Genomic DNA, 26,389 nt, shown 5'->3' on the forward strand with positions numbered 1-26,389 from the left:
AAAATTATAAATGCTGAACAGGTTGTAACCTCTGACGAAATTGTGCCAAGTCAAGGCTTCTCTATCAATAGTCTATGGCGAGGTATTTTAGGCATGGTGACGCTTATTTTTATTGCCTTTTTATTTAGTAGTAATCGACGCGCCATAAATTGGAAAACCGTTGGCATTGGTTTGGCTTTTCAACTTATAATTGCCGTCGGCGTTTTAAAAGTTGAATTTGTAAAAACAGCTTTTGAATATGTAGGACAAGGATTCATAGAAATTTTAAAATTTACGCAAGCTGGAAGTCAATTTTTATTCGGTAACATGCTGAATATAGATTCTTTCGGGTATATTTTCGCATTTCAAGTTTTACCAACAATCATCTTCTTCTCTGCTCTAACATCAGTTTTGTTTTATCTTGGTATTATTCAGAAAGTCGTAAAAGGAATGGGTTGGCTTTTAACAAAAGTTCTAGGAATCTCTGGCGCTGAAAGTTTAAGCGTAGCAGGTAACATTTTTCTCGGACAAACCGAAGCGCCGCTTTTGATAAAAGCTTATTTAGAAAAAATGAATAAGTCTGAAATTCTGCTTGTAATGATTGGCGGAATGGCAACTGTTGCAGGTGCAGTTTTAGCGGCTTACATCGGTTTTTTAGGTGGTGATGACCCAGAGCTGCAATTATTTTATGCAAAGCATTTACTAGCTGCTTCTGTTATGGCTGCGCCAGGCGCCATCGTTATTTCAAAAATATTATTTCCTCAAACAGAAAAAATAAATACGGACGTACACGTTTCTCAAGACAAAATAGGCTCAAACATTTTAGAATCGATTGCAAACGGTACCACTGAAGGTTTAAGACTAGCAGTAAATGTTGGTGCAATGTTACTTGTTTTTGTTGCATTTATAGCGATGATAAATGGTATTTTGGGGTGGATTGGTGACCTTACCACTATTAATGAATGGGTTGTGGCAAACACACCATATCAAGCCTTATCATTAGAATTACTTCTCGGTTACTTATTTGCTCCTTTAATGTGGCTTATCGGTATTGCTGAAGAAGACATGGCTTTAATGGGTCAACTTTTAGGCATTAAATTAGCAGCAAGTGAATTTGTTGGTTATATACAGTTAGCCGAATTAAAAGATGTAACGAGTGTTACACATTTAAAATATCAAAAATCAATTATTATGGCAACGTACATGCTTTGTGGTTTTGCCAACTTTGCTTCTATTGGTATTCAAATTGGAGGTATTGGTTCATTAGCGCCAGGTCAACGCAAACAATTATCTAAATTTGGGATGAAAGCCTTGATAGGAGGAACTATTGCTTCTTTGATTTCTGCAACAATAGCAGGAATGATAATAGGATAATTAGTTAATAACTTTTTATATCATTAAAAGCCTTGAACTTTATCGTTTGAGGCTTTTTTTTATTTTTGAAATACTTGTCATGTTGAACTTGATTCAGCATCTCATCAAAATATTCAGTATAAATTAAATAAGATTCCCACTTTCGTGGGAAATAAATATGAAGCAATACCACGACTTAGTAAAGCACGTTTTAGCCGAAGGCAACCAAAAAGGCGATAGAACAGGAACAGGAACCAAAAGTGTATTTGGTTACCAAATGCGATTTGACTTAAGTAAAGGTTTCCCAATGGTTACCACAAAAAAATTGCATCTAAAATCGATTATTTACGAGTTGCTTTGGTTTCTAAAAGGCGATACAAATACTAAATATTTAACCGAAAATGGTGTACGTATTTGGAACGAATGGGCAGATGAAGAAGGTAATCTAGGTCCTGTTTATGGACACCAGTGGCGCAACTGGAATGATGACGAAATTGACCAAATAAAAGACGTGGTTGAGACTCTAAAAAACAATCCAAATAGCCGTCGCATGATGGTTTCTGCATGGAATCCTTCTGTGATGCCAGACACTTCAAAATCTTTTTCAGAAAACGTAGCTAATGGTAAAGCGGCATTGCCACCTTGCCATGCATTTTTTCAGTTTTATGTTGCTGATGGGAAATTATCTTGTCAGTTATATCAGCGTAGCGCAGATATATTTTTGGGCGTGCCTTTTAATATTGCATCTTATGCCCTTTTTACCATGATGATGGCGCAAGTTTGCGGTTACGAAGCTGGCGATTTTATTCATACGTTTGGCGATGCTCACATTTACAATAACCATATAGAGCAGTTAGAGTTGCAATTATCTCGCGATTGTAGACCATTACCTACAATGAAACTCAATCCTGAGATTAAAGATATTTTCGATTTCAAATTTGAAGATTTTACTTTAGAAAATTACAATCCACATCCTCATATTAAAGGTGCTGTTGCTGTATAGAAAATGAGATTATTTGTAATTTTAATTTGTCTTTTAATTAATTTAAAAAGTTTTAGCCAGAACACTAAAACTTTGAGAGAATTAGATTCGCTTTCAAATATTGAAGACGTAAAAATGCCTATTTTGGCAAAAAGCATAAAATTCCCTGTTTATAGAGGCTGTCATAAAATTGAAGATGACCATGAAGCAAAAAAGTGTAGTATCAAAAAAATAAAAGATTTCATTCTTTTAAGTTACAACTACGACGTTGCTGACAGAGCACTTCCGTTAGAAACTTCGACACAGTTTGAACTTATATTCAAAGTCAATAAAAAAGGAAATATTGAAGATGTTACTGCCAATGCTAATCATAAAGCTATTGCCATTGAAGCCATAAGAACTGCAAAACGTATACCTAAATTTAAAAGAGCAGGTATGCTCAATGGTAGCCCAATTAATACTCCAATGCGGTTGACAATGAAAATCTACTTTTAAATAAAAAAGATCTTTTAAAAGGAGCTTTTTTATTTAAAAGTATTTAGTTACAAATTTATAACACAATTTTCTGCAGCAGCATAATCGTTCCAAGCATAAGCATCAGCTTGCTCATCATTTACGTAAGCACCATCAACCACATATCTAAATTCGTGAGAGGTTTCTGTAGGTAAATCTACTGTACCTTTAAACGTTCCGTTTTTTAATTTTTTTAATTCTGTAGCTTCAGTATTCCATTCGTTAAAACTTCCTACAACAGCAACATGTTTTGCAGTTTCTGCTGGTACAGAAAATGTAACTTTACAAACTGGCTTACTTTTTAAAAATTGTTTTTTGATAGACATAATATTCGTATTAAATTCTATTCAAAAGTATAAAACAAATTTCCGCTTAAGTAATGACCACGTCACATATTAAAAAGAATTATTAATTTAGTAGTATTCAGCAACTAAAATAAATATATTGATAATATTGGGTGCCATTTTTTAAAAAATTTTCAATAGCAAATGTCACCCTTAAGCATTGAAAATCAGCTATATCGTTTTCGTAATTCTTGACAATTATAATTCCAAATTCAACTTATCTCAATTCTTGAAAATTAGGTATCTTTATACTATAAAATCAGCGATGTATGTTTGGTAAAAAGAAAGAGAAACCTTCTATAGATAAAGAACAATTAGAGCTTATAGAAAACGCTCAAAAACGCATTAAACAAAAAAAACGTCTTTACATTCATTTTGTCGTTTTTTTAATAGGCGCCGTATTTTTAATCATTGCAAATACCGTATTAAACATTGGCGAAAATTTTAAAATTGCTGGTCTTAATTGGTTTGTTTACGCCATATTAATTTGGTTTTTCCTATTTATTTACCACTTTATAAATGTCTTTATTACCAATAAATTTATGGGTAAAGATTGGGAAAAACAGCAAGTTGAAAAGTTAGTTGCCAAACAACAAGAAAGAATTGATAAGTTAAAAGAAACCTTCAGGAATGAAGACGAAAGATTGGCTGTTTCTCAATTAGAGTCGTCGACAAAAGACATAGATTCTACACCTAAAAAAAAAAATAAATCCTTAACCATAATTGTTGCCGCCGGAGAAAATGATGCCATCGGTAAAGACAACGACCTCATTTGGCATTTGAGTGATGACCTTAAACGTTTTAAACGTTTAACCAACGGACATCATATCATTATGGGAAGAAAAACTTTCGAAAGTTTTCCAAAACCTTTGCCTAACAGAACACATGTAGTTATAACAAGACAAGATAATTACAAAGCACCAGCTGGTGTTATAATTGTAAATTCATTGACAGATGCTATAGATGCGGCTCGTAAAGATGACAATCCTTTTATTATTGGAGGTGGTGAAATATATAAACAAGCCATGCCTTTAGTTGATAAACTAGAAATCACAAGAGTACATTCTAATTTTGAAGAAGCAGATACTTTTTTTCCAAAAATAGACACCTCTATTTGGAAAGAAACTCAACGCACTACTCATGATGCCGACGAGAAACATGCTCACGCCTTTTCTTTTATTACTTACGAAAGAAGAACGTAACTTTTTCTTATTGCCCAAAAGAAGGATAAAGCATTTTATACATTTACAGCGTTATATTTTATTAATTTCGCGCTATGGTAAAATCATTACAAGTACGTATTAATCTTCAGCAAGAAGCACAGCCAGACGCGCTATTACAAAAAGCCGCTTTTGATTTAAATATTGATGCTTCAGAAATTTCGGGAATAAAAATTCTGAGAAAATCTATTGATGCGCGTAAACGTAATATCATGTTTAATTACAAGATTGAAGTTTATATTAATGAACCTTTACCAGAAAAGTCTGACTATACTTTCGATTATAAAGATGTTTCCAACGCAAAACCCATTCATATCATTGGGTTTGGCCCAGCCGGAATGTGGGCAGCTTTGCGTTGTATTGAGCTTGGATTTAAACCAATTGTTTTAGAGCGAGGTAAAAATGTACAAGAACGTCGTCGTGACCTTAAAGCTATAAACCAAGACCATATTGTTAACGAGGATTCAAATTATTGCTTCGGCGAAGGTGGCGCAGGTACTTATAGCGACGGAAAATTATATACCAGAAGCCTTAAGCGTGGTGATGTAAGGCGAATTTTTGAAAACCTTGTGTACCACGGCGCAACTGACCAAATTTTGGTAGATGCACATCCTCATATCGGCACAAACAAACTACCAAAAGTTGTAAAAAATATCAGAGAAACTATCTTACAATATGGCGGTGTAGTCCATTTTGAAACTCGTGTTACAGATTTTACAATTAAATCCGATAAAATCGTAGCGATTCAGCTACAAAATGGAAATGAACTCGATGTTGAAAAAGTGATTTTAGCGACTGGTCATTCGGCACGAGATATTTTCTATTTATTGCACGAAAAAAATATTGAATTAAAAGCAAAATCGTTTGCTATGGGTGTCCGTGTGGAGCATCCGCAAGAAATAATAGATGGCATTCAATATCACTGTAAAGGCCAGCCTCGAGATGAATTATTACCGGCTGCGGCTTATAGTTTGGTAGAGCAAGTAAATAACCGTGGTGTATACTCATTTTGCATGTGTCCTGGCGGTTTTATTGTGCCAGCTGCTACAGATAATGGAGAAGTTGTGGTTAATGGTATGTCGCCCTCAAAACGAAATAATAAATTTGCTAATTCTGGAATTGTTGTAGAAATCAACATTGAACGCGATTTACACAAACTCGAAAAATTTGGACCATTAAAAGCTTTAGAGTATCAGAAAAATTTGGAGCGTTTAGCTTTTACCGCTGGAGGAAGAACCCAAACAGCTCCTGCTCAAAGATTAACGGATTTTGTTGAAGTCAAATTATCTACAACTTTAAATGAAACGTCTTATCAACCAGGTTTAAAGTCATCACCCTTACATTCATTATTTCCAAAATTAATTGGAAACTCATTACGAAAAGGGTTTAAAGCTTTTGGTGAAAAAATGAAAGGATTTTATACTGAGGAAGCTAATATCATTGGTGTGGAATCTCGAACGTCTTCGCCTGTAAATATCCCAAGAAACGAGACCTTAGAACACCCACAAATATCTAATCTTTTTCCTTGTGGTGAAGGTGGCGGATATGCTGGCGGTATTGTTTCTGCCGCAATGGATGGCGAACGTTGTGCTGAAGCGGCGTGTGCGCAGTAGACAGTTTGCTGTACTCAGTCGCAGTATTCAGTATTCAGTATTCAGAAAAATATTTCTTATTTGAAACAATCTGCCTTTTTTGGTCTTTCACCTTCTGGAGTTAAATCTCGTCTGTAAAATACATAATTTCCAATATCAACATTAGAACGTGTTGCTTGCATACCTAAAAACACTTCACGATAGCCTTGTTTAGCGAAGTCGCCTGTTAAATCTTGATGTAATGCTTTCTGCTCTCCTTTATATTTATAACACACCAATAATGCGTACACACCAGAAGATTTTGTAGGTTTTTCAGCATACATGTCTGTAACTAATGGTGTCACTTTTAATCTTGTATTACCGTATTCACTTTCCATAAGTGACAGCTTTACATCGGTTACGGCTTGAGAATAACCAATACCATTAAATAAAACAAAAAATAATAATGAAACGGTTATACTGTTTTTAGAAATCATAAATATATGTTTAAATTTCAATAAAGATACCACAGAATTAGTCTTTAAAAAATACCCAAAACTGGGTATATCGTTAAAAGCAGAAATAATCCCTTGTGTCTAAAATTCTCACTTCTAAATTCTAACAGCGTAGCGGTCTTAAGTCTATTTCAAGATATTATTCCTATTTTTGCGAGACTAATTTAATAATAATGAACGCATATATATTTCCAGGTCAAGGCGCTCAATTCTCAGGAATGGGATTGGACCTTTACGAAAATTCTCCATTAGCACAAGAATTGTTTGAAAAAGCGAATGATATTTTAGGCTTTTCTATTACGGATGTTATGTTTCAAGGCTCTGCTGAAGACTTAAAAGAAACTAAAGTAACACAACCAGCAATTTTTTTACACTCGGTAATTTTAGCAAAAACGCTAGGTGAAGATTTTAAACCAGACATGGTTGCTGGTCACTCACTTGGCGAATTTTCGGCACTTGTTGCATCTGGAGCATTAACTTTTGAAGATGGTCTAAAATTGGTTTCTCAACGTGCACAAGCGATGCAAAAAGCGTGCGAATTACAACCAAGTACTATGGCTGCCGTTTTAGGTTTAGAAGACGAGGTTGTAGAATCTGTTTGCAAAGATATCGATGGCGTCGTCGTAGCTGCAAATTATAATTGCCCAGGACAATTAGTAATTTCGGGTGAAATTGATGCAATTAACAAGGCTTGTGAAGTTTTAAAAGAAAAGGGCGCACGCCGTGCTTTAGTATTACCTGTTGGTGGAGCATTTCACTCGCCAATGATGGAACCAGCTCGCGAAGAATTAGCAGCTGCCATAGAGAATACTACGTTTAGTAAACCGAATTGCCCAATTTATCAGAATGTAACAGCGTCTGCAATTACAGATGAATCTGAAATAAAAGCGAATTTAATTTCGCAATTAACTGCTCCTGTTCGTTGGACACAATCTGTACAACAAATGATTGCTGATGGTGCAACGCATTTTACAGAAGTTGGCCCTGGTAAGGTTTTACAAGGATTGGTTAAAAAGATTAATCGCGAAGCAGAAACTGCATCTGCATCATTTGAAACTAACGCTTAAAAGACACAACGATTTTGAAAAGAAATCTTCTTATTGCTCTAATCATTATTGCGAATATTGCCATTGACCAAATTTCTAAAGTCTGGGTACGAGCTAATTTCATCTATGGTGAAACTAAAGAAATTATCGGAGACAAATTTATTATGCAATATGTAGAAAATAAAGGTGCCTTTTTAGGTATGGGAAGTGACATGAATCCGACATTACACTTCATAGGCCTAAAATTATTACCACTCTTAGTTTTACTTTACGTGATTTACTACGTCTATACCAACAAAAATCTAAACAAACTTAGCGTAGTTGCATTTAGTTGTATTATAGGCGGTGGATTATCTAATGTTATTGACCGGTTTTTATTTAGCTCCGTAACCGATTTTTTCTTTATCGATTTAGGCGGAATTTTTAAAACAGGAATATTTAACATTGCCGATATAGCTGTAACTACAGGAATGTTTATACTAATTTTCAATAACTTTATTTTCAAAAAGAAACAAAAGGAAAGTGCTTAGTTTTTATAAGCTTTTCTTTGGCTTATCTAGACAATACACAATCTGAACAATCTTTAACTTCGCCGTAGTAAGTTTCGCGATATTTATGGAGTGTTTTTACAGGGATATTAAGAATTTGCTTCTTAATGTAAGTCACTTTTGTGCTTAATTTACCCATCTTTGGAGTAAATCTATCTTCGAGTTTAGTTTCTCGTTTTATGCTTATCAATTTCATTATTATTCAATTATCATTAGCTACAAAACAACGAAGCTTAGCAACCAACTCCAAGTTAGAAATGTTAAACCTATGTTAAGGTCATTTCGCATTAATGTATTGATAATGAATAGTGTCCAATTTTATATATCTAGCAATTTTAGTGTAATTTGTTTAAATAATTATTAATTAAATTTTTATTTAAAATGAATGTTTGCTATTTATTTTGAAACATGTCAGAATTTTAAGAGTTTATAATTTTATCAATAATTCTTGCTGTAGGTTTTACCCTTTAATAGCTCGTCTGTAATTTCGCCATCGTTTACCTTAAACTTTGTTTTAATAGTATTGTATTTGTTATTTTTATCTGTGAGATATAAATCTATATGCAAATGTGGTGCAGTACTCCATCCTACGTTTCCGCTCATACCAATTAGTTGACCCTTTTCTACTTTTTGTCCTTCACGAACACGAACTCCGTTTTGCCTAAAATGAAGATATTGCATTATGGTGCCATCGTTATGTAAAATTTTTACAAGATTATTAAATTCTGCACACTCCGGTTTCTCGCAACGCTTAGAGTTTTTCTTTACTACTTGAACTACAATTCCATCTCTACAAGCAACTACTTTAGTATTTACTGGCATTGTAAAATCTATTGCAAATTTACCTTGATGAGAAATATTACCATTATAACCTTGTCCTACGCTAAAAGATTTACCTTTATCAAAAGGCAAATCGTATATATAATCTTCATCATAATCAGTATCAGTTAAATCTCCAAAATATGTTTTAGTATTACTTTTATTAAATTTCCATCCTTTTGTTTTATCGATTTTATCAAACCTCACCACTTCAAATCCCTTACTCTTTGGAGGTACAACCACAAAAGTTCCATTTTCTTTACTAGCTTTTAAATTTATAGGATTGTAATCCAATTTAAAAGTTATTGCTTGCCAATTGTTATTATCCGCTAATAATCGAGTTCCTTTTTCATCATTTTCCCTTTTGGTAGAATAGTTTTTAATCCAAGTTTGTTGGGCATTAACTTTAAAGCAAAAAAGCAATAATATTAGAATTATCAGTTTTTTCATTTCATTTGATTTTTATAAATTTTACCTTCTTTCATGACAAAAACAACATTTTCCATAGTTGAAATGTTTTTTGTTGGGTCATCATTTACTGCAATAATATCTGCAAAAAATCCCTCTTTTATTTGCCCGATTTCGTTTTCCATTTTTAGAATCATAGCGTTTGTTACCGTTGCACTTTGAATCGTTTCAATTGCTGGCATACCAGCTTCAACCATATAACCAAACTCTTTTCCGTTATCTCCATGATAAAAAACCGCAGCATCAGTTCCAAAGGCAATACCAACACCTGCCTTATAAGCACGACCAAACATATCTTGAATTTTTGGACCAATATTTAATGCTTTGGGAACAATAATTTCAGGATAATAACCTTCAATTTTTGCCTTATCAGAAACAAACTTTCCAGCTGTTATAGTTGGTACCAAATATACATCGTATTGCTTCATGAGTTGCATAGTCTCAGCGCTCATAAGTGTACCATGTTCAATGGTTTTTACACCACCTTTTATGGCGCGTTGCATGCCTTCATCGCCATGTGCGTGTGCTGCCACATGAAAACCATAGTCCTTTGCTATATCGCAAATGGCTTTAATTTCTTCTAAAGTGAACTGAGGATTTTGTCCACTTTTAGCCACACTTAAAACGCCACCAGTCGCTGTTATTTTTATTAAATCGGCACCATTTTTATAACGTTGACGTACTGCTTTTTTAGCGTCTTCAACACTATTTACAATGCCTTCTTTTGGTCCTGGATCTCCCATAATCGATTTCTTAGCGCCGTTAGTATGGTCTCCATGACCACCAGTGGTTGAAATAATTTTTTCGGCAGTAAAAATTCGTGGGCCAGTTACTTTTCCTGATGCAATGGCTTTTTTGAGTGAAACGTTAACGCCGCTTCCGCCCAAATCTCTTACCGTAGTAAAACCACTCATTAATGTTATTTCCGCATTTTTTGCCGCATTAAATGCAATGTCAGCATCATTTAATGTATAATCTTCTAAGTATGATTTTGGATTAGTTTCGGATTCTATATGCACATGCATATCTATGAGACCGGGCATTACAGTTTTTGATTTTAAATCGACTATTGTACCAGATTCTGGTTTTAGATATCCATCATTTATTTCTATAATTTTTTTTCCGGAAACTACTATCGTTTTCTCTTTTAAGATTTTTCCGGTTTTAGTGTCAATCAATTTTCCGCAGTGCAAATATGTGTTTTGTCCAACGGCAGAAAGCGTAAGAAATAAAACGAATAATTTAAGTAGTAGTTTCATAGTTAAGTCTATTTTCTAAGATTTTTTTCCCAATTCCAAGCGTCACTGATGGCTTCAGAAAGATTGTACTTTGAAGTCCAACCGAGAATAGATTTCGCTTTGGTTGTATCTGCATATGCAGAAATAACATCACCAGCACGTCTATTAACAATTTTATAATTCAGTTTTTGGTTTGTAACATTTTCAAAAGCCTCGATGACTTCTAAAACTGAACTTCCTTTTCCTGTACCAATATTAAAGACTTCAAAATTTGAATTTTGTTTGTTTTCTAAAATTCGATTTAAAGCTACAACGTGTGCATTTGCTACATCTACAACGTGAATATAATCTCGTATACACGTGCCATCTTCTGTTGGATAATTATTACCAAATACTGATAATTGTTCACGTAAACCAATTGCAGTTTGCGTAATATACGGTACTAAATTTTGTGGAACTCCTAAAGGCAGTTCACCTATTTTTGCTGTAGGATGCGCACCAATAGGATTAAAATATCGCAGCGCTACTGTGTTTAAATTAGAATTGACTTTACAAGTGTCTTTTAAAATCTCTTCGCCTATTTGCTTAGTATTTCCGTAGGGTGATTTTGCTGGTTGAATTGGTGCTTGCTCCGTAATTGGCATTTGCATTGCTTCGCCATAAACTGTACACGACGAACTGAATATAATTTTCTGCTTATCTAATTTTTGTAATTCTTGAAGTAAATAAATAAGACTTGTAACATTATTTTCATAGTAAAATAATGGTTTTTCTACACTTTCTCCAACGGCTTTACTAGCGGCAAAATGAACAACACCATCAATATCTTGATGGCGTTGAAAAAAATTTTTTACTTTATGTTTATCTCTTAAATCTAATTCTTCAAACTGAGGAGTTTTCCCTGTTATGGCTGTAATGCCTTTTAAAACATTAAGAGAAGAATTGGAAAGGTTATCAATAATAATCACATCATAGCCTTCGTTTTGTAGTTCAACAACTGTATGAGAACCAATATATCCAAGACCACCAGTGACTAAAACTTTCATATTTTCAGTTTAGTTTTTGTCAACAAAATCTAAAACCGTTTTAGTGATAAAATCAATTTGCTCATCATCTAACTCGGTATGCATTGGTAAAGAAATTACAGATTGTACCAATTGATTGGTTACTGTAAAATCTGCCTCGTTATAACGCTCATCGATATAAGCTTTTTGTTTATGCAATGGTATTGGATAATACACCCCACAAGGAATACCTTTTTCGTTTAAATGCGCTACAAGAGCATCTCTATCTATATTTTTTACATTTAATGTGTATTGATGAAATACATGGCAATCGCATGTATCGCAAATACCTTCGCAACTTGTTCTACCAGAAGGAATAGTAATATTTGGATGATTTTTAAAAGCCTCGTTATATTTTCTGGCAGAATTTCTTCGTGCGTTGTTATAGCTATCTAAATGTGGCAATTTAGCATCTAATACAGCTGCTTGTAAAGAATCTAATCTAGAGTTTACACCAACTACATCATGATGGTAACGCTTGTACATACCGTGATTAACAATACCTCTTATGGTGTGGGCTAAATCATCATTATTTGTAAATATGGCTCCACCATCGCCATAACATCCTAAATTTTTTGAAGGAAAAAACGAGGTTGAAGCTACGTGACCAATAACTCCTGTTTTTGTTTTACTGCCATCCTTATGTGTATAATTTGCACCAATACCTTGCGCATTATCTTCGATGACATAAAGGTTATGCTCTTTGGCTAAATCCATTAACTCATCCATATTAGCAGCTAAGCCGAACAGATGAACAGGTACAATAGCTTTAGTTTTTGGTGTAATTGCTTTTTTTACAGCATCTATATCTATATTAAATGTCACTGGGTCAACATCTACTAAAACTGGTGTCAATTTTAAAAGTGCAATAACTTCAACGGTTGCTGCAAATGTAAAATCGGCTGTGATTACTTCATCTCCTTGTTCTAAACCCAAACCCATCATTGCTATTTGTAATGCGTCGGTGCCGTTTGCACAAGGAATTACATGTTTTACATCTAAATAACTCTCAAGATTCTTTTGAAATTGATGTACTTTAGGTCCATTAATAAAAGCGGCACTATTTAAAATCTCATCAAATGATGAATTCACTTCGTCTTTTATACCTTTATATTGACCCTGAAGGTCTACCATCTGAATCTTTTTCATCTTAATCTGATATTTTTAAACGCTATAATTTATTAAAACGAAAGTACAAAATTGCCTTGTGCCTTCAATGAAATTAATTGAAAGAAATGTATTTTAGCATAAATTGAATGATTTTGAAATTCTTTTATACCATTGGCATTTATTTATTAAGTCTTGTTTTGCAAGTCTTTTCTGTTTTTAACAAAAAAATTAAACTTGGTGTTATTGGCAGAAAAAACACTTTTGAGATACTTAAAAATTTCAATTTAGAATCTAACAAAACAATTTGGATGCATTGCGCTTCACTTGGCGAATACGAACAAGGATTGCCGGTTATACAAGAATTTAAAAAAATATATCCGAATTATAAAGTTGTCGTTTCGTTTTTTTCACCTTCGGGTTATGAAAATAAAAAAAACTCTAAATATGCAGATTGTGTTGTTTACTTGCCTTTAGACACACCTTCAAATGCTCGAAAATTTCTCAATGCAGTTGAACCAAAAATTATCATTTTTGTTAAATATGAGATTTGGCCAAATATTCTTTTAGAAGCTGAAAAACGTAAGATTAAAGCGTATTTAATTTCAGCAACATTTAGAGAAAATCAGATTTATTTTAAGTGGTACGGAAGCTTTATGCGAAAAGCCTTGTTTACTTTTAATCATATTTTTACCCAAGACCGAAATTCTGAATTGCTTCTCAAAAACAAAGGATATAAAAACACTTCTGTAGCTGGAGATACTCGTTTTGATCGTGTTAGTAAACAGCTAGATTTAGATAATTCTATCGATTTTATTGAAAGTTTTAAAAACCAGAAAAAAATTATTGTTTTTGGAAGCTCTTGGCCTGCTGACGATACACTTTTTATTCCGTTTATTAATAACGACGCCTATGATATTAAATACATTATTGCGCCACATAATATAAAATCGGGTTACGTCGACTCTATTACTGAACAGCTAAAGGTATCTTGCGTAAGGTACTCTGAAATGGAAGGTAAAAATCTTTCAGATTATAAAGTACTTATCTTAGATACAATTGGCTATCTAAACAGAACATATAGCTATGCAAATATTGCCTATGTTGGCGGTGCAGCTGGCACTACAGGATTACACAATATTTTAGAAGCTGCTGTTTTTGGTGTGCCAATAATTATAGGCAAAAACTACAATAAATTTCCTGAAGCTATTAAACTCATACGATTAGGTGGCGTTGTTTCTGTAAAATCTGCGGTAGAGTTTGAAGCAACTTTAACCGAACTTCTTAACAATAGACTTTTACAAGTATCTCAAGGCGAAATAAACAAAAATTTTATTGAGAACAATAAATACGCTACTGATAAAATCCTAAAACAAATTTCTATATAGTTACTATTTAAACGAATAATGCAAACTTTTATATTGCATTATTAATAAGTTTAACCTAACATCTAAATCAATTATTATGAAAAAATCAATCACCTCATTATTTACTTTAATAACTTTTATACTATTTGCAATGAGCATGACCTCTTGTAAAGAATCTGATAAAGAAAAAGCAGAAGACAAGATTGAAAACGCTTACGAAGAAGCTAGTGAAGCGTTAAATAAAACTGCAGAACGCTCTCAAGAAGCTACACAAAAGCTTTATAATGAAGCTAAAGAAGAGTTACAAGAAGCTGAAGTTGCATTAGAAAATGCAACTGAAGAAACAAAAGAAAATTTACAGCAAGCATACGAAGCCGCTAAAATGAAAGTTAAACAAGCCGGTGAAAAATTAAAAGAATTTGCCGAGGAAACAGAAGACGAAATTGAAGATAACATGGACAACACAAAAAGTTAGTGCCAAAAAATAGATTAAAACTGAGGCTTAGCTTAACAGCTAAGCCTTTTTTGTTGTTCCTTTTAAATTTAATTCGCTTTTAACCATCATTGTTTTTACTTCAATCTTGCTATTTGAAGCAAGTTGATTGATTAAAATTTCGGCGGAAGTTTTTCCTATTTCAAAACCTTTTTGATTGATAATGGATAACTTAGGACTTGATACATATTCAGAATCTACGTAGCCGAAGCCGATAATTGATATATCTTCAGGGACATTCTTACCCAAGGCTTTAACTGAATTAAGTGCCATAATTCCTGTTATGTGATCTATTGAGATTATTGCGTCTATCTCTTCATGAGCTTCTAAATAATTTTTTATCAATTCATCAGGACTTTCTTCTCTGTCGAGTTTTATTATATTGGTTTTAAGATAATGTTCTTCAACAGCTTTTTTGTAACCATTAACACGTTGCTTACCTACGCTTAACTCTTCAATATTACTTATTAGCAATATGTGTTTTCTGCTTTCTTTTTGTATTAAGTACCTTGTAGCTTCAAAAACAGTATTAAAATCATCTACAACAACTTTATTACAATCAATATCATTTAGCACCCTATCAAACATTACTATTGGAGCATTTTTACTTATAATCTCGAAATGCTTGATATCGTATTTTATCTGAGTATCTCTTGCAACAGCAACAATAAAGCCATCTACACTACCTGAAGATAACAAGTCGAAACTTCGTTTCTCTTTCTCTAAACTCTCATTAGAGATACAAATGGTCATATCGTAATTTTGCTCTTCTAAAGTCTTTTCTATACCATGAACTACCTCTGCAAAAAAAGGATTCATTAAACTTGGTACAACAACACCTATAACTTTAGTTTGACTCGACTTTAGCTGCTGCGCAATTCTATTAGGCTTGTAATTGAGTTCTTTTGCGAGTTCTGTAACTCTTTTTTTTGTAGCCTCACCAATTTCATTGCTATCGCTAAGCGCTTTAGAAACTGTTGATACAGAAACATTGAGTAGTTTTGCAAGTTCTTTTAGAGTCACCATATATTATTGAATTAAAAAGCCACATTAAAGATAATGTGGCTTTTATAATATATAAAATTAAACGCTATTAATTTTTAACTAATTTTAGAGACTTAGTACCGCCACTAGACGTCACTCTTGCTAAGTAAACACCAGTTTTTAAATTTGACGCGTCCACAGATACATTTTGAGAATTTGGTGTTAGTGATAACACGTTTTTTCCTAATAAATCAAAAATCTCTACAGACTCAACTGCTACATTAGCTTCAATATTCCAAATATTTTTTGTCGGATTCGGAGAAACTAAAAAAGAATTGATTTGCAAGTCATCTGTGCTTAGTGATGCTGGGTCTACAGTTCTGATTCCCGTTACTGCACGTAAAGCAGGCTCATTAGCTTCGTCTGCAATTGGACCAAAGACTTGAAAACCCCATTGAATAACTTGATCTGTAGCTACAAATTCTGCAGCTGGTGCTGTAACAGAAAATGTTCCTGATGTAGTTAAAATGAAATCATATTGTCTTACGGAAGAAAAATCTGCAGGAAAAACTTTAATAAACGCTTTAATAACATAATCATTAGATTCTGGCGGTGTAAAGCCAAAATCTGTAACTGCCAAATTAAAAGTTACATCTTGATTAAAAAATTCAGGATTATCTGTGCGATTTCTTTCAACAAACGTATTCAATTCTACGTCTTTGTTAGGAACTTCTGGTGATGCAAACCAAAAAGGGTTCCACTCTGAACAAAAAGCACCACCACAAGGAGTCTCGTCATTATCTCTCCAAATAAGATAATTTGGAAAAACAGTAACACTACCATCGCTGGTATTTATGTCAGTTCTAATAAGGGCAACATCATAAGCAAACCCTGTTTCAAAAGTACCGTCTGGCTGAGTTGTAGAGTTTTCATTATGGAAAACATTGACAAAGCCAATCCAGTTTTCATTTGCATCTACTGCAACGTCAATTTGAGAAAATGAAAGTTGTATTGATAAAAAAGCAAATACCAATAAAGTAGTTTTTTTCATAAGAGTAATTTTTAGTTTATAAATGTGAAATTATTAAAATATAGCTGATTTAGATGTTAAATTATCGATTATTTAACCTTTAAGCAGCAATGTTGTGTTTTTGTTGTGGTAATATTTATAATTTTTGAATCTCAAAATTTTAATTTTTCATTTTTATCCCATAATCCCCAATACGCTCCAACATCACCTTCGTCTCCAGTTTTCCAAGATTCATCAAATGATGAAAAATAAAATATAGGTATGTCATTTTCCTTTGTCCATTTTATTGCATCCACAAAATATTTCATTGCTGCTTCTTCTCCTGCAAAAGCACCGTCAAGATTTCCGCCTTGACTTGGCCAACCTGTTTCTGTAATAATTATTGGTTTTCCTTGAGCTGCATCTACTACTTGACCATACATGGCCTGCATATGACCTAGTGCATATTCTATAGGACATCCTTCCCAATATGGATATAAATTTGCAAGAATAACATCTGATTGCTCAACTAATTCTGGATGTCTAGAAAATTCATAATAAGCATCTACATAACCAACAGGAATGTTTAAACCAGCTAGAGCCTTCTTTACCCGGTTTATATAAATCAAAAGTTCATCGAGCGTTAAGTCATTTCTATATAAAACTTCGTTACCGACAGCTGCTACATCGACATAACCAGCCTTTGCTAAACTAATCAGTCCTTCAATTTCTTTTTCGTTATCGTCTTTATCTTCACTTAACCAAGCGCCAACTAATGTTTTTAGTCCATGCTTTTTGGCAACAACCGGCACGTGCTCATTACCCTCAATACACGAAAATGAACGAATAGCTGCAACGTAAGGTTTTAATGCATTTACTCTACGCTCTACTTGATTAATACTAATTTCGTCACCAGGTTGTTGTCCGTCTTCATACATGCTAAAGCAAATACCATGGAAACCATCATTTATTGTTTTTTTCCATAAATACTTTAAATCTTCTATAGAATGTTGAGACAAGTCGATGCCTACTGTTTGGATTTGACTGTAATTCGATTTGTAATATGATTCTTCTCTATAAGACATTATGTAATAACTATGATTTATTTTAATTTCTCGTTTTTATCCCAAATTCCCCATTTTGCTCCAACTTCTCCTTCAATGTTTTTTTTCCAACCTTCGTCAAAAGAAGAAAAATAAAACAGTTTAATATTTTGCTTTTGAGCCCAATCTTGAGTTTTGACAAAGTACTTTTTAGAGTTTATTTTATTGGGGATAGCTTTTCCTACAGTATCACCCTGACTTGGCCAACCTGTCTCAGTTATTATTATTTCTTTTTTATTTGATATTTTTTGTACAATTGCATGCATCTGCCTTAAATGAATAAGAGCATCGTCAATACTAAATCCTTCCCAAAATGGATAACAATTAATTAAAAGGACGTCACAAACATCTATCAAATTTGGATTACGAAAATATTGATAATACGTATCTACATAACCCACTTTTACATCTAAGCCTTCTAATTCGTTTTTTACTTGTTTTATGTAATCTATAAGTTCTTGTTCTGATATTTCATTTCTTAACAATACTTCATTACCAACAGCTGCAACATCAATTAAGCCCTGTTTGGCAAGTTTAATAAGTGAAGATATCTCTCGTTTATTACGCTCTTTATCATTACTTATCCAAGCACCACCTAAAACATTTTTATTATGTTTTTTTGCAATTCTTGAAATTAAATCGTGACCCTCTGTACAAGAAAACGTCCGAATCCATTTGGTGTAAGGTGATATTACCTCCATACGCCTAGAGACTTGCTCTTCTGTTAAAAAATCACTAGTATCTTGACCCTCTAAGTATGGACTAAAACAAAGTCCATAAATACCCTCATTTAGTGTTTTATTAAAAATTTTGGATATATTATCTTCACTTTCACTATCTATATTAGTGCCAATAAATTCAGGAAGTTTTAAATCTTTTATAAGTGGCTTTAAATACCCAAATCCATAAGCAGAAGAATGATTATTAAGTAGGTCTGTTTTCCTTTTATTAAGAGCATCTCTTATCTCATCTGCACGCTTTTCATCAATATCATAATCTTTCATTACCCACATTGCAGCAAGAGTTCCTATTAAAGGAAAGAAACAAAAAAACGCATGAAGGGCATCAACTGAGCCGACCTGCTCTATTGTTGGCAAATCTTGATTAAAACCAACTAACCAAATTATAAGACCACTTAATGCACCTGCAATTGCAAAACCAACTTTAACCATCCACCAATAAATAGCACCAAAGGTACCTTCGCGTCGCTTACCTGTATTTAGTTCGTCTAAATCAATGACATCTGCTGTCATTGACATCATTATAGTGAACAAACTGCCTATACCAAATGAAAAAAACGGTAATGCAAAGATGTATAACCATGGTTTACCTGGTATAAATAAAAAATAAAGCATAATATAGCCTATAATAGAAATTGATTGAGCAATCATAAAGGCCTTCTTTTTACCAAACTTTTTAGATAACCATGTAACTATTGGTATAACTAAAAAAGTCGTTCCCAAAGCACCAAGACAACCAAATAATGAAACCCAAAGTCCAGTAGCTCCTGCATCTCCGTTAAATAATTTATAGACTATTACAAAAAATGTTAATGATGCAACCGTGTTAAAAGCATTAAAAATAAAAAATGTAGATATACATAATTTTTTGAATTGCTTAATTTTAAAAGCTTCAGAAAAACTACTAAGAATTTTTTTGAGACTAGCCCCAACATTTGAAAAGGTTACCGGAGCGTAATCATCTCTATCTAGAGTAGACTCACTTTTAATAAAAATAGCAGGCACTATGGCACAAATAGCACATGGTATAGCTACCCAAATAGCTAATTCTCTAACTGCAACGTCAGCTGATGGAAACCATTCTGGGTCGTACATAATTACCCAAAACCAAGGTGCAATAACCCATGCCCACTGTCCAAGAAATTGAGCAATAGCCATAATGTTTGTTCTTTCATGGAAATCGTCACTCATTTCATAACCCATAGCAACATAAGGAACACTAAAAAAAGTTAGTCCTAAATAAAATACGACAGACCATAGAAAAAAATACCAAAAATTATATTGTAAACTATTCTCTTTGAATAATTGCCACATAAATATGTAAGCTACGCCCATTATTATCCCTCCAATTAATACATATTGGCGACGTCTTCCCCATTTTGACTTTGTATTGTCTGAAATAAAGCCCATGATTGGGTCTGAAATAGCATCAAAAAGTCTTGGGAATAAATAAATCATTGCCCACAATAAACCTGTAAAACGTAAATCTTCAACCAAAACCACCATAAATATTCCAAGGATGGCCGGGAACATTTGATTTGCAAACATTCCTACACCAAAAGCAATTTTTTGACCCATTGGTACTTTTTTGGTTTGAACTTGTGACATAATTATTCTGTTTTGGTTTGTATAATTATTGTTTGTAATGCGCGAGCACTAATCTGTATATTTTTTGATTTTTGATTTAATTTTAAATTAAAATTTTGTGAAGTTTCACCTTCATTAAAAACAACAACTGCTAATGAACCATCAGGATTTTTTGCCGCAGTTATTTGTAAATCTTTGTTCAGATTTTCAACACCAATCACTTCTGCATTTGGGCGAATATATTTACTAAAATGTGTCATGACATAATACAACGGCGTGTAATATACTTCATCTTTATCTGGGTCTACAATTATTGGTGCAACACACCAATTTTTAAACCAATTTGGTCCACCTTGTTTGTCTAATACCATATTCCAATCTACCCAACCATCAACCCAATTGTTTAGACATCCGATGATATCTCTAGCATATCTGTCAAATGGGGAATATTTTGGATGCAAATATTTCTGGTCTTCTGGCGCCCAATCCCAACCCCAATCTGTGGCTTCTTTTTTATAATACCATGCATCGTCTTTCCAAACTGGTACTTGAGAGTCGATACAACCTTCAGTTTCTATAAGATATTTGTTTGGTGCTTTTTTATGCGCGTATTGTAAATCCTCAGGAAACACCTCGTAAGTACTTTCGTACCAATGTATAGCAGTACCATCATAATATTTCGATGATTCTTCTGTCGCATACATCACATCAACCCATTCTTTTATACCAGCTCTGTTTTGGTCATAGCCAAGGATAACTTTATCGCCATAACCATCAGCTTCTAATTTTGGACCTAAATAATTCTGAACAAAATCTGTCATTTCTTCTGGCGAATAGTGCATACTTTCCCAATTATTGCCATTACCATGAGGCTCATTCTCTACTGTAAATCCCCAAATAGGAATTCCTAAATCTTCATACGATTTAGTGTATTTTGAAAAGAATAATGCCCAAGTGTCATAATATTTTGGAAGCAATTTTCCACCAACCCAATCGTTGTTGTCCTTCATCCAAGGTGCTGCTGTCCAAGGTGATGCAAATAGCTTAAAACCATCTTCAGACGTTGCCATGGCGTCTTTAATCATCGGGATTAAATCATCCATATCCTCTTTAATTGTGAAATGCTCTAAATTAACATCGTTCTCAACTGGGGAATACGAGTATTGAGATAGTGAAAAATCGCAAGAATTCATATGTGTTCTTGTCAATGAATAATTTGCGCCTTCTCGACTGAAATAAGCTTTAAGAATTTCATCTCTATTTTTTTTACTCAATCGATTGAGTAAGTAGGCCGAAGACTCTGTAAATGCACCACCGAAACCAGTAATTTTTTGAAATTTTTTATTTGGGTTTAATATTACTGTTGGAATAGAATCCTTTTCCGCAAAATCGAACACAGAAATGTCTGTAAGTTTGTTTCCGCTTTCAGAAGTTTCAAATACGGAAACTTGCAATTGATTATCAGTAGTATTACAACTCATAAAAAATAAAAATATAAATAGAATTATGTTATTAAATGCTTTCATAATACTTTAATCTCACTTATCGATGTGCCATTATTTCGTTTTTAGTTGGCGGAACATTTACGGTTTCTAACAAAGTTTCAAAATCCCCATTAAAAGTTTTAGTTATCTGATTGTCATTTCTTGTTAAACCATTAAAATTGCCATTATCTACTAAACTCCAAATAGGATATTTTGCTTTTCCATCAATTGTAAATAGTCCAAAATGATTTTCTGAACCATTTGGATGGTCTGCATCTTTCCATTTTTCGTTAAAAGCTTCAAAATAAAAACACGAAATATTTTTACTATTTGTCCAATCTCGTATTAAATTATAATAGACAGCTTGTTTATATTCGTCTGAAGCTTTTGAGCCATCCGCGCCATAAAGACCCTTTGATGCAGATGCCCAACCTGTTTCACCAATATGAACAGGTTTATTAACTCCAAGATGCTTCATATAATTTACAACACTATCGTACTGATTTTTGGCATATGCTACCGAGCGCATTATGGCTAAGTCTATTTTTTTTCGTTTTGGTAAGTTTTCTTCATTTTCAGGAATTCCCCAAAATTCTGGATTGTAATGCGTATCGTGATATGGATAGGTATGGACCGAAATATAATCAACCGCTTTAATGAGATTGTTCAAATCTTCGACATGATACAAACTATCACCGCCGCCCCAACTTGCAAAATTATCGGAACTTGTAATCCATAAATCTTTTGGAAGTTTTCCTTCAACTTTTAAGTTTTGAAGATGGTTAACCCATTTTAAAATTACATTTGGCTGAACATAATAACTGGTTGCCCATTTTACCATAGCTTCATTACCAACCGCTATGATTTTTACAATCTCTGGATATTGATTTGCCAAGGCCACTGCGCGTTCTATTTCACCTTCGTTATTTGTACTTTCTACATCATGATTAGGTGCTTGGTCTGTCCAAGCATTAAGACAATCTATCCATGCGCCAAGCATTACGTACATTTCAAAATTTTTATCTTCTTTTTTTAATTCTGAAATAGCTTTTAAAACATTTTTTGCATGCGGCAAATGAGGTTGTACATTATACGTTCTAATCATTTTTACGCCCATTGCAGACAACAGCTTCATGTCGTTTTTGAGTTGTTGTATTGACGGTTGGCTATCTCTAGACTTAGTTCTGTAACCACCGTAAGACATGGCTAAATAATCTGGATTACCAAGTATATCCTTTGCTGATAATGTAGATTGTATCTGCATTTTTTTATTTTCTTTTTTAGCTTCTTTACAAGCAAAAACAAGTACTAACAATAAAATCCAAACGGTTATGTGTCGTACTTTTTTCATTTTATTTTAATATTGAAGGCTTTATGTGTACTTCTAGTTTTTCAATTTTTGCTTCTCTCTTAAAAATTGAATCGCTAGTAGCCTTATCTAATTGTAATCCTTTTTGCTCAGTTGAAGAGCTATCTGATTTATGAACAGTGATTGCATTTTCATCAGAAATTACATAAACTATTGGAACCTGGCAATATGTAAATGCTACTGAATCCCCTTTAAGCTGAATAGATTTTTGCTCATCATTAACTGTAATGTAATCGAACTTTTCTTCAGATTTTAAGAATTCTTCTTTTCTTAGCATGCTCGGGTAAAAAGTCAATTGACCTTTCTGTGTAAACACTCCTAACTCACCAATTCTAGACAGAATATCTTCTTTTACTTGACCAGTCATTCCTGGTTGTTGAGCGCCTTTACCTGCTGGCGTGTGCGAATATGGGTCAGTTGGAAATGCCCCATACAATTCGGGAGATTTATGTGCACCAATGCCTTCGTTAATTTCGTAATAATGTTCTAATAGTCTGCCGATAACTTTGTTTGAAGCACTACTATTTATCGCCTCTAAGCACGTTTCTTGAACCGCCAATTGCAACTTAGAAACCATATGCCAATAGATTGAACCTAAACCTTCATAACCGTAAAAAGTACCCGAACGACCTGTAAATGCTTTATGGTTAAAAACGGCTTCGTAAGTATCTAAAATATGTTCCTTATCTTCTTTTAACAAAGCCTGATATTTTTCATCCAGATAATCTAATGCTTGTTCTAGTCTGTTGGAATTGTTAAAATTTCCATTAAAGTGAAAACTACCATCGATGGCCTTGACAATAATTTGTCGGTTTCCATCCGAAACTAGTTTTTGCAATAATTTTGAAGATTCAACAGCCGCTTTCGGAATGTTATTCTTTTCCATAAAACGCGGTAAATCTTTGTTAGGGTATAACAAATAGCTGTATTGGTCTTCTCTAAAAAGTTTGCTATTTTTCATACTATCTAAAACCGCTACCGATTCTTCGGCTGACAAATAGCCTGAGCTTAAAGCAGCAACCTGACCTTCTAGCATTTCATCTAAATAGCCAATTTCTACTTCATCATTATCAATGGTTATAAGATTGTATGCGTGATGCATCTTATCTTCTCTTATATTGGCTTCAATGGTATGTTCTAAATACTGAAGCGTGGTCTCAATAAATTTTAGTAATTCTAATTTTGATAGATTTGACTTTTCACCAGTAAAAGAATTTTCATAAATCGTAGTCCTGTAGATACTACCAGCAATACCGAGACCGTCCATAATTACTTTACGGTCTGAATTTGAAATTGCTCCTGAAAGCAAATTTTTATGATTATCTAAGGTTGAATAAACACCATCGAAAAAGTGCTTTAACTCTTCAGAGACATTAAAAGAATTTTCATTTGAATCTTTTATAATTTGATTGGTGAATCTGAGAAAACGTCTTAGATAATTTAAAGTTACCATTGAAACTCCATTACCAACTAAAGCATTGTTTGCATCGTTCCATTCTGGCCTTTGTGTGTTTAACCAAATACCTGCCTCGGGCACAAAGTTTGACACTTTAGCTAAAACAGTTGCCAGTATTTTTTCAATAAAATTGACTTTATAGATAGTTGAATTTCTATCTTCTAATAAAGCACCATCAGCTCCTAATTGTTCTCTTTTTGTACGTATTTTATGATCTGCATCTTCATCAAAAACTATTGTGTCTTTTGGATTTTGTACAATATCTTTATAGGACTTTATTTTATATGGTACATTTGCGTAAACGAATAAATCCTTGCTAAAAAAACTATTTAATTTTCTTGGCTTGTGCTGTTCAATAAATTCTAAAAACTTGAGTAAATAAATAATTTGATGGTCACCCCAATATCCAATATAAGACCAAGGGTCGTCTGGTTCAATAGTTTCCCAATCGAAACCATCTTTGGTCACACGATAAGGATTGTAACCATCAAAAGTAGTGGCATTTAAAAATTTATGAATCATACTTTCCACAAACTCTGGAAATGCGTGCGCTAACGCTTCCCAATTCTGAAAAATGTCACGCCAATTACCTTCATAGTCTAGTATTTTAGAGCCATCTATTTCACTTCGAGTATTAATTGAAAATTTATTCCAAGGTCGGCTTGGGTCTCCGTGTCTCCTACTAAATTTAAGAGGCATGTATTCTAAACACAGTCTACAGAAGTTTTTATCATTGTTATCATAAGCTATTTTTCTTAAATCAAATACGTTAAATGACTCAGGTAAAGCTTCTAATTGTTTTTTGTGTTGAGCATAAACCTTTTTATTCGCTTTAGAAATATAATTTATAAAATCCCAACGCTCAATCTTATAATTATCATCAAAAATTCCACCGCGCATTATATTAAATAAGGTATTGGCAAAATGACGAGTTGAACGAGGTTTGTCGTTTGTTAATTGAATACCATCTGCAGCTGCCGTTCTTTTAATTAAACGCTCTGTCCCAAGATTAATGTCATCGTTTATGGCAGCTTCAATAGAGTGGTCTGAAATTTTATGCATCAGACTCAACATATCGGCGTGGTCTAAGTTTACGTTTGCAACAAAATACCATTCCTTTTTTTCCGATGAATCTAAATTTATTTCAGCATTGACGAAATATGCACCCTTTTCCGCTTTTACATCTGTTTCTTCTGAAACATTTCCAGATGCTCTAAAAGTATCTAGTTGCAGTGATGAAACTAAATATTTTGGCTCTTTTATTCCTTTCGACCAAACTACGTTAGCTTTTAAAGCTTCACTAGGCTCAGCCTTGTCAACTATTATGGCGCTTAAAGCATAAATACCTAATCCGTAATCTTTTTCTAGTTGACTTCGCTTGTAAGCATCCACTAAATTACTTACAGTAGTTTGTGTATCTGTAGGTACGCCATAAGGTAAAATATTTTGAAGTCCGTCAAGAATTTTAATGGTTTTTGTTGATTCGCTATAGTTAATCAAGTGTGATTTTTTCACAAAACCAAATAAATTGCTAGAGTTATAAGCATATCTGAAAGTCAGTTTTAAATCATGATTTACTTCTTCAAAAATGATTTTATTTCCATAGGTATTTTTGTATAAATTTCTTGACACATTATAAATGCCTTGCTGACGAATAGAAAACGGTTCCCACAATTTTCCGTCTACCCAAAAAATAGACTTACTACCAGTAATTTCGGCTGACTCTGTTATTTTATCGTCTGTATAATATGGAAATAAGGCAAATTCAGAATTTTTTCTTCCAGCAGTTAAACCACCATTACTTGATATAAACATCCAGTGATTAGAGTCACTAACAATGCTCATAAAAAAAGGACGCATTTGGTCGTTATTTTCTATTTTAAAATAAGATTCACCATTAATTTTAACTGTTTTAAAATTAATTTGGTTTTTTTCTTCATTAGAACCTGTCTGGTATGTCGAGATACTTTTGCTCATTAAAGCGTTATAAAATTTAATTTAAGATATTAGTATGGCCTTAAAATAAGTAA

At 33.3% G+C, this 26,389-nt stretch carries 23 protein-coding genes; 9 read left to right on the top strand and 14 right to left on the bottom strand.

Features of this window, described 5'->3' with window-relative positions; all coding sequences use genetic code 11:
- Nucleotides 1-3 precede the first annotated feature (3 nt).
- The 3 genes from ACFQ1Q_RS03110 (at nucleotide 4) to ACFQ1Q_RS03120 (ending at nucleotide 2,809) form a co-directional block, all read left to right on the top strand.
- Nucleotides 4-1,353 (top strand): NupC/NupG family nucleoside CNT transporter, encoded by a 1,350-nt coding sequence (locus ACFQ1Q_RS03110; RefSeq protein ID WP_386130140.1) that lies wholly within the window; start codon nucleotides 4-6, stop codon nucleotides 1,351-1,353.
- 157 nt (nucleotides 1,354-1,510) lie between these two features.
- The gene (locus ACFQ1Q_RS03115) at nucleotides 1,511-2,335 is read left to right on the top strand and encodes a thymidylate synthase (RefSeq protein WP_386127885.1); all 825 of its coding nucleotides are present in this window, start codon (nucleotides 1,511-1,513) and stop codon (nucleotides 2,333-2,335) included.
- A 72-nt stretch (nucleotides 2,336-2,407) separates the two neighbouring features.
- The gene (locus tag ACFQ1Q_RS03120) at nucleotides 2,408-2,809 is read left to right on the top strand and encodes a hypothetical protein (protein ID WP_386127887.1); all 402 of its coding nucleotides are present in this window, start codon (nucleotides 2,408-2,410) and stop codon (nucleotides 2,807-2,809) included.
- A gap of 47 nt (nucleotides 2,810-2,856) precedes the next feature.
- On the opposite strand, the gene ACFQ1Q_RS03125 is transcribed toward ACFQ1Q_RS03120, so the two are convergent.
- On the bottom strand, nucleotides 2,857-3,153 hold the full coding sequence (locus ACFQ1Q_RS03125) for an isoamylase early set domain-containing protein (RefSeq protein WP_386127889.1): 297 nt from the start codon (nucleotides 3,151-3,153) through the stop codon (nucleotides 2,857-2,859).
- A gap of 287 nt (nucleotides 3,154-3,440) precedes the next feature.
- Here ACFQ1Q_RS03125 and ACFQ1Q_RS03130 point away from each other — a divergent pair, with 287 nt between their 5' ends.
- Together ACFQ1Q_RS03130 and ACFQ1Q_RS03135 are read left to right on the top strand one after the other, a co-directional pair.
- Nucleotides 3,441-4,373, top strand: coding sequence for a dihydrofolate reductase (locus tag ACFQ1Q_RS03130; RefSeq protein WP_386127891.1), 933 nt, complete (start codon nucleotides 3,441-3,443; stop codon nucleotides 4,371-4,373).
- Between the two features lie 74 nt (nucleotides 4,374-4,447).
- Nucleotides 4,448-6,004, top strand: a complete 1,557-nt coding sequence (locus tag ACFQ1Q_RS03135) for an NAD(P)/FAD-dependent oxidoreductase (protein WP_386127892.1) — start codon at nucleotides 4,448-4,450, stop codon at nucleotides 6,002-6,004.
- 56 nt (nucleotides 6,005-6,060) lie between these two features.
- Here the strand turns inward: ACFQ1Q_RS03135 and ACFQ1Q_RS03140 are convergent, their stop codons facing one another.
- Nucleotides 6,061-6,459 carry a hypothetical protein gene (locus ACFQ1Q_RS03140; protein ID WP_386127894.1) on the bottom strand — a complete coding sequence of 133 codons (399 nt, stop codon included), beginning with the start codon at nucleotides 6,457-6,459 and terminating at the stop codon, nucleotides 6,061-6,063.
- A gap of 191 nt (nucleotides 6,460-6,650) precedes the next feature.
- Between ACFQ1Q_RS03140 and fabD the strand changes: the two genes are divergently transcribed.
- Both fabD and lspA read left to right on the top strand, forming a co-directional pair.
- Nucleotides 6,651-7,544, top strand: a complete 894-nt coding sequence (fabD, locus tag ACFQ1Q_RS03145; protein WP_386127896.1) for an ACP S-malonyltransferase — start codon at nucleotides 6,651-6,653, stop codon at nucleotides 7,542-7,544.
- A gap of 14 nt (nucleotides 7,545-7,558) precedes the next feature.
- The gene (gene lspA / locus ACFQ1Q_RS03150) at nucleotides 7,559-8,053 is read left to right on the top strand and encodes a signal peptidase II (RefSeq protein ID WP_386127898.1); all 495 of its coding nucleotides are present in this window, start codon (nucleotides 7,559-7,561) and stop codon (nucleotides 8,051-8,053) included.
- 22 nt (nucleotides 8,054-8,075) lie between these two features.
- On the opposite strand, the gene ACFQ1Q_RS03155 is transcribed toward lspA, so the two are convergent.
- The 5 genes from ACFQ1Q_RS03155 to ACFQ1Q_RS03175 all read right to left on the bottom strand — a co-directional run bounded on the left by ACFQ1Q_RS03155 (nucleotide 8,076) and on the right by ACFQ1Q_RS03175 (nucleotide 12,809).
- Nucleotides 8,076-8,267, bottom strand: a complete 192-nt coding sequence (locus tag ACFQ1Q_RS03155) for a hypothetical protein (RefSeq protein WP_386127900.1) — start codon at nucleotides 8,265-8,267, stop codon at nucleotides 8,076-8,078.
- 242 nt (nucleotides 8,268-8,509) lie between these two features.
- Nucleotides 8,510-9,340, bottom strand: coding sequence for a M23 family metallopeptidase (locus ACFQ1Q_RS03160; RefSeq protein ID WP_386127902.1), 831 nt, complete (start codon nucleotides 9,338-9,340; stop codon nucleotides 8,510-8,512).
- Nucleotides 9,337-10,617: a metal-dependent hydrolase family protein gene (locus ACFQ1Q_RS03165; RefSeq protein WP_386127904.1), complete on the bottom strand. Its 1,281-nt coding sequence runs from the start codon at nucleotides 10,615-10,617 to the stop codon at nucleotides 9,337-9,339. Before ACFQ1Q_RS03165 ends, ACFQ1Q_RS03160 begins: the two co-directional genes overlap by 4 nt.
- Before the next feature lie 8 nt (nucleotides 10,618-10,625).
- A complete protein-coding gene (gene galE, locus ACFQ1Q_RS03170; RefSeq protein WP_386127906.1) occupies nucleotides 10,626-11,642 on the bottom strand; it encodes a UDP-glucose 4-epimerase GalE in 1,017 nt (338 codons plus the stop codon).
- Between the two features lie 9 nt (nucleotides 11,643-11,651).
- Entirely contained in the window at nucleotides 11,652-12,809 is a 1,158-nt protein-coding gene (locus ACFQ1Q_RS03175) for a DegT/DnrJ/EryC1/StrS family aminotransferase (protein WP_386127908.1), read from the bottom strand.
- Between the two features lie 107 nt (nucleotides 12,810-12,916).
- On the opposite strand from ACFQ1Q_RS03175, the gene ACFQ1Q_RS03180 reads away from it, so the two are divergent.
- On the top strand, nucleotides 12,917-14,155 hold the full coding sequence (locus ACFQ1Q_RS03180) for a 3-deoxy-D-manno-octulosonic acid transferase (RefSeq protein ID WP_386127909.1): 1,239 nt from the start codon (nucleotides 12,917-12,919) through the stop codon (nucleotides 14,153-14,155).
- 76 nt (nucleotides 14,156-14,231) lie between these two features.
- The gene (locus ACFQ1Q_RS03185) at nucleotides 14,232-14,609 is read left to right on the top strand and encodes a hypothetical protein (protein WP_386127911.1); all 378 of its coding nucleotides are present in this window, start codon (nucleotides 14,232-14,234) and stop codon (nucleotides 14,607-14,609) included.
- A 39-nt stretch (nucleotides 14,610-14,648) separates the two neighbouring features.
- On the opposite strand, the gene ACFQ1Q_RS03190 is transcribed toward ACFQ1Q_RS03185, so the two are convergent.
- From ACFQ1Q_RS03190 to ACFQ1Q_RS03220, 7 genes are all read right to left on the bottom strand, one after another.
- Nucleotides 14,649-15,653, bottom strand: a complete 1,005-nt coding sequence (locus tag ACFQ1Q_RS03190) for a LacI family DNA-binding transcriptional regulator (protein WP_386127913.1) — start codon at nucleotides 15,651-15,653, stop codon at nucleotides 14,649-14,651.
- A gap of 67 nt (nucleotides 15,654-15,720) precedes the next feature.
- Complete coding sequence (locus ACFQ1Q_RS03195; RefSeq protein WP_386127915.1) at nucleotides 15,721-16,662, bottom strand: T9SS type A sorting domain-containing protein; 942 nt, start codon at nucleotides 16,660-16,662, stop codon at nucleotides 15,721-15,723.
- A gap of 131 nt (nucleotides 16,663-16,793) precedes the next feature.
- Nucleotides 16,794-17,705 carry a glycoside hydrolase family 17 protein gene (locus ACFQ1Q_RS03200; protein ID WP_386127917.1) on the bottom strand — a complete coding sequence of 304 codons (912 nt, stop codon included), beginning with the start codon at nucleotides 17,703-17,705 and terminating at the stop codon, nucleotides 16,794-16,796.
- Nucleotides 17,706-17,722: 17 nt separating this feature from the next.
- Nucleotides 17,723-20,071, bottom strand: coding sequence for an MFS transporter (locus tag ACFQ1Q_RS03205; protein ID WP_386127919.1), 2,349 nt, complete (start codon nucleotides 20,069-20,071; stop codon nucleotides 17,723-17,725).
- 2 nt (nucleotides 20,072-20,073) lie between these two features.
- Complete coding sequence (locus tag ACFQ1Q_RS03210; protein ID WP_386127921.1) at nucleotides 20,074-21,531, bottom strand: glycoside hydrolase family 30 protein; 1,458 nt, start codon at nucleotides 21,529-21,531, stop codon at nucleotides 20,074-20,076.
- Between the two features lie 61 nt (nucleotides 21,532-21,592).
- Nucleotides 21,593-22,885 (bottom strand): glycosyl hydrolase family 17 protein, encoded by a 1,293-nt coding sequence (locus ACFQ1Q_RS03215; protein ID WP_386127923.1) that lies wholly within the window; start codon nucleotides 22,883-22,885, stop codon nucleotides 21,593-21,595.
- Nucleotide 22,886: 1 nt separating this feature from the next.
- Nucleotides 22,887-26,336 carry a hypothetical protein gene (locus ACFQ1Q_RS03220; RefSeq protein ID WP_386127925.1) on the bottom strand — a complete coding sequence of 1,150 codons (3,450 nt, stop codon included), beginning with the start codon at nucleotides 26,334-26,336 and terminating at the stop codon, nucleotides 22,887-22,889.
- Nucleotides 26,337-26,389 lie beyond the last annotated feature (53 nt).

The organism is Winogradskyella litorisediminis, assembly GCF_042675765.1.
Taxonomy (GTDB): domain Bacteria; phylum Bacteroidota; class Bacteroidia; order Flavobacteriales; family Flavobacteriaceae; genus Winogradskyella; species Winogradskyella litorisediminis.

Bases quoted from the DNA above. Each gene is read 5' to 3' on its own strand.
- ACFQ1Q_RS03115 (WP_386127885.1), top strand. From the start codon at position 1,511: ATGAAGCAATACCACGACTTAGTAAAGCACGTTTTAGCCGAAGGCAAC.
- ACFQ1Q_RS03125 (WP_386127889.1), bottom strand. From the start codon at position 3,153: ATGTCTATCAAAAAACAATTTTTAAAAAGTAAGCCAGTTTGTAAAGTT.
- ACFQ1Q_RS03130 (WP_386127891.1), top strand. From the start codon at position 3,441: ATGTTTGGTAAAAAGAAAGAGAAACCTTCTATAGATAAAGAACAATTA.
- ACFQ1Q_RS03135 (WP_386127892.1), top strand. From the start codon at position 4,448: ATGGTAAAATCATTACAAGTACGTATTAATCTTCAGCAAGAAGCACAG.
- ACFQ1Q_RS03140 (WP_386127894.1), bottom strand. From the start codon at position 6,459: ATGATTTCTAAAAACAGTATAACCGTTTCATTATTATTTTTTGTTTTA.
- fabD (WP_386127896.1), top strand. From the start codon at position 6,651: ATGAACGCATATATATTTCCAGGTCAAGGCGCTCAATTCTCAGGAATG.
- ACFQ1Q_RS03155 (WP_386127900.1), bottom strand. From the start codon at position 8,267: ATGAAATTGATAAGCATAAAACGAGAAACTAAACTCGAAGATAGATTT.
- ACFQ1Q_RS03160 (WP_386127902.1), bottom strand. From the start codon at position 9,340: ATGAAAAAACTGATAATTCTAATATTATTGCTTTTTTGCTTTAAAGTT.
- ACFQ1Q_RS03165 (WP_386127904.1), bottom strand. From the start codon at position 10,617: ATGAAACTACTACTTAAATTATTCGTTTTATTTCTTACGCTTTCTGCC.
- galE (WP_386127906.1), bottom strand. From the start codon at position 11,642: ATGAAAGTTTTAGTCACTGGTGGTCTTGGATATATTGGTTCTCATACA.
- ACFQ1Q_RS03175 (WP_386127908.1), bottom strand. From the start codon at position 12,809: ATGAAAAAGATTCAGATGGTAGACCTTCAGGGTCAATATAAAGGTATA.
- ACFQ1Q_RS03180 (WP_386127909.1), top strand. From the start codon at position 12,917: ATGATTTTGAAATTCTTTTATACCATTGGCATTTATTTATTAAGTCTT.
- ACFQ1Q_RS03185 (WP_386127911.1), top strand. From the start codon at position 14,232: ATGAAAAAATCAATCACCTCATTATTTACTTTAATAACTTTTATACTA.
- ACFQ1Q_RS03190 (WP_386127913.1), bottom strand. From the start codon at position 15,653: ATGGTGACTCTAAAAGAACTTGCAAAACTACTCAATGTTTCTGTATCA.
- ACFQ1Q_RS03195 (WP_386127915.1), bottom strand. From the start codon at position 16,662: ATGAAAAAAACTACTTTATTGGTATTTGCTTTTTTATCAATACAACTT.
- ACFQ1Q_RS03200 (WP_386127917.1), bottom strand. From the start codon at position 17,705: ATGTCTTATAGAGAAGAATCATATTACAAATCGAATTACAGTCAAATC.
- ACFQ1Q_RS03205 (WP_386127919.1), bottom strand. From the start codon at position 20,071: ATGTCACAAGTTCAAACCAAAAAAGTACCAATGGGTCAAAAAATTGCT.
- ACFQ1Q_RS03210 (WP_386127921.1), bottom strand. From the start codon at position 21,531: ATGAGTTGTAATACTACTGATAATCAATTGCAAGTTTCCGTATTTGAA.
- ACFQ1Q_RS03215 (WP_386127923.1), bottom strand. From the start codon at position 22,885: ATGAAAAAAGTACGACACATAACCGTTTGGATTTTATTGTTAGTACTT.
- ACFQ1Q_RS03220 (WP_386127925.1), bottom strand. From the start codon at position 26,336: ATGAGCAAAAGTATCTCGACATACCAGACAGGTTCTAATGAAGAAAAA.